The 2,142-nt window shown below is 39.1% G+C and carries 2 protein-coding genes; both read right to left on the bottom strand.

The features are described from left to right. Positions 1 to 77 precede the first annotated feature (77 nt). Positions 78 to 815, bottom strand: a complete 738-nt coding sequence (istB, locus tag ERX29_RS10715; protein ID WP_133444673.1) for an IS21-like element helper ATPase IstB — start codon at positions 813 to 815, stop codon at positions 78 to 80. Further along, a complete protein-coding gene (istA, locus tag ERX29_RS10710) occupies positions 815 to 2,041 on the bottom strand; it encodes an IS21 family transposase (protein ID WP_133444672.1) in 1,227 nt (408 codons plus the stop codon). The genes istB and istA overlap by 1 nt, the downstream gene beginning before the upstream one ends. Positions 2,042 to 2,142: the final 101 nt, after the last annotated feature.

The raw sequence follows: 2,142 nt of genomic DNA, 5'->3' as shown, positions 1-2,142 counted from the left end.
TGTCAAGGGCAATTTAAAAATGTAGGTTTTGGGCAAAATAAAATGTAGGTTTTCGGCAACTTCAAACTGTAGTATACCTATGGTATCTTATTTATCATTCGATATGATTTTCCTGTGATTCTAAAAATCCTTGAATGATGCACAAGACGATCGAGTATGGCTACAGCTGTTTCTGGACTTTTAAATAGTTCACCCCAGCTTGATAAAGGTACATTGGTGGAAAACAGAGTGGAATGTTTTTCATATCTCATATTAAGTAACTGGAATAAAAGATAAGCTTCATCCTTCTCGATGGGCAGATACCCAATCTCATCGATGATGAGAAGTTCATATCGCGCATACCTTTGAAGAACTCTCTCCAGAGTTCCTTTTTTATTTGCTGAGGAAAGTCTGAGTAACAGCTCATGACAGGTGATGAATAACGTCCTTTTCCCTTGATGACAGGCACAGACGCCTACAGAAATAGCGAGATGTGTTTTTCCTACCCCGGGATTCCCGATGAATATGATATTTTCTTGGAACTCCATAAAGCCCAGATGCTGCAGCTCAAGTATCTCAGTCGGTTTGATGGAGGGCTGGAAGCTGAAATCAAAACTATCAAAAGTTTTAATGGCTGGAAACCGTGCTCTCATCAAAGCACGGTCTAACTTCTTCTTGTCCTGGAAAGCTAATTCTCTATTGGTCAGATCGATCAACATACTTGTCAGAGACAGTTCTTTTTCACTGCTCATATGTAGTATCTCCGGATAATATTCCCGCATATTCATCAAGCCGAGGGCTTCAAAATTATCTAGAAGTTCAAGGTATTCGCTCATCATTCTCTCCGTTCTATTCTGTCATAATCAGAAAGTGCTTTATTCATTAACATCCGAATCTCTTCATCACTTTTATGGCGATATAAGTCTGACTTAAGGATATTGAACTTATCTTCCTCATGATAGTTCAGGTAATCGATGGTAAGGGTATGTGTGCGAATCAGTTCATTATTATGATATATTTGAATGGACCCATCTTCGGAAATTTCGATGTCAACTTCTTTTCCGATGTATCGGGGATCGACTGAGTATTTGCACTTACGAAACTGAACCATGGCTTCCTTGGAGACAACTCTGGTCAGTTGTTCCTCAAAATAGGGATTCAGGAGGTTAGGCGGTAGTTCGTGCAGATACTTCTTTTCATTCTCCAACCATTTTGTCTCTGGTGGACAGCTGATTGCCTGTGAGAATTCCTGATTCAACTCAATACAAACATCATCAATGATGTTGATCAGCTCTACAGTATCACTGAACTCATAGTCATAGACTTTCAGTCTATCCATGGTTCTTGCCAATGATTCGACGATTCCTTTGGTCTGTGGTCTGTAAGGACGACAGGCAATCGGTTTGAAACCTGCATCTTTACTGAATTCATAGAACCTCTGATTGAATTTCACCTGTGAGAATCGTGTTCTGGACTGATCCACTACAGTCCGCATATTGTCGAACCATATTTCCTTCGGGACACCGCCGGTGTGAATGAATGCATCATCGAGACAGTAAAATAAAGTATCCTGGCTCCTATCAAAGGTCAACGTGATATATTTCTTCTTTGAATAACTGAGTACATATAAAAAGATATTAAATCTGACAACCTTGCCTTCACATGTATGTAAGACCATGTCTTCCTTCCAGTCGACCTGAGCCGAAAGGCCGGGCGTATGTTCCACCCTGATGGTCGCTTTCTTTGTCCGCTCTACTTTTTCTTTCCTGCAGTACTGCTTGACTAGACTGTAACTCCCGTCATAGCCTTTTCTTCTAATAAATAAATAGATACTGTACGCAGTACATTCAGCCTCTAATTTTGTTTTTATTATCTCCTTGTAAGGATCAAGCTTACTTCTTCTCCTGGATTTAGTTTGATCATTTTTTTCTGTCTGTAATTCACGAAATGCCTGTTTGATTGTGCGATAATCACAATTAAACTTTCGGGCAAGTGCAGCATAACTTGGTTTTGCTTCTTCATTCATTAAATTTTTAACTCCTTCTCGTATATCTTTTCTCATGAAATCCTCCTTGAAAGCATGAGAAAAGCATACTAAAAAATGTAGGAAAACCAACAATTTTAAATTGCCGTTTTCCTACATTTTAGTTTTGCCATTAACAT

The sequence above is a fragment of the Macrococcus lamae genome, assembly GCF_004359545.1.
Taxonomy (GTDB): Bacteria; Bacillota; Bacilli; order Staphylococcales; family Staphylococcaceae; genus Macrococcus; species Macrococcus lamae.
This window is presented reverse-complemented; position numbering and strand designations above follow the sequence as displayed.

Coding starts and splice junctions, on each gene's coding strand:
- istB (WP_133444673.1), bottom strand. CDS start 815: ATGAGCGAATACCTTGAACTTCTAGATAATTTTGAAGCCCTCGGCTTG.
- istA (WP_133444672.1), bottom strand. CDS start 2,041: ATGAGAAAAGATATACGAGAAGGAGTTAAAAATTTAATGAATGAAGAA.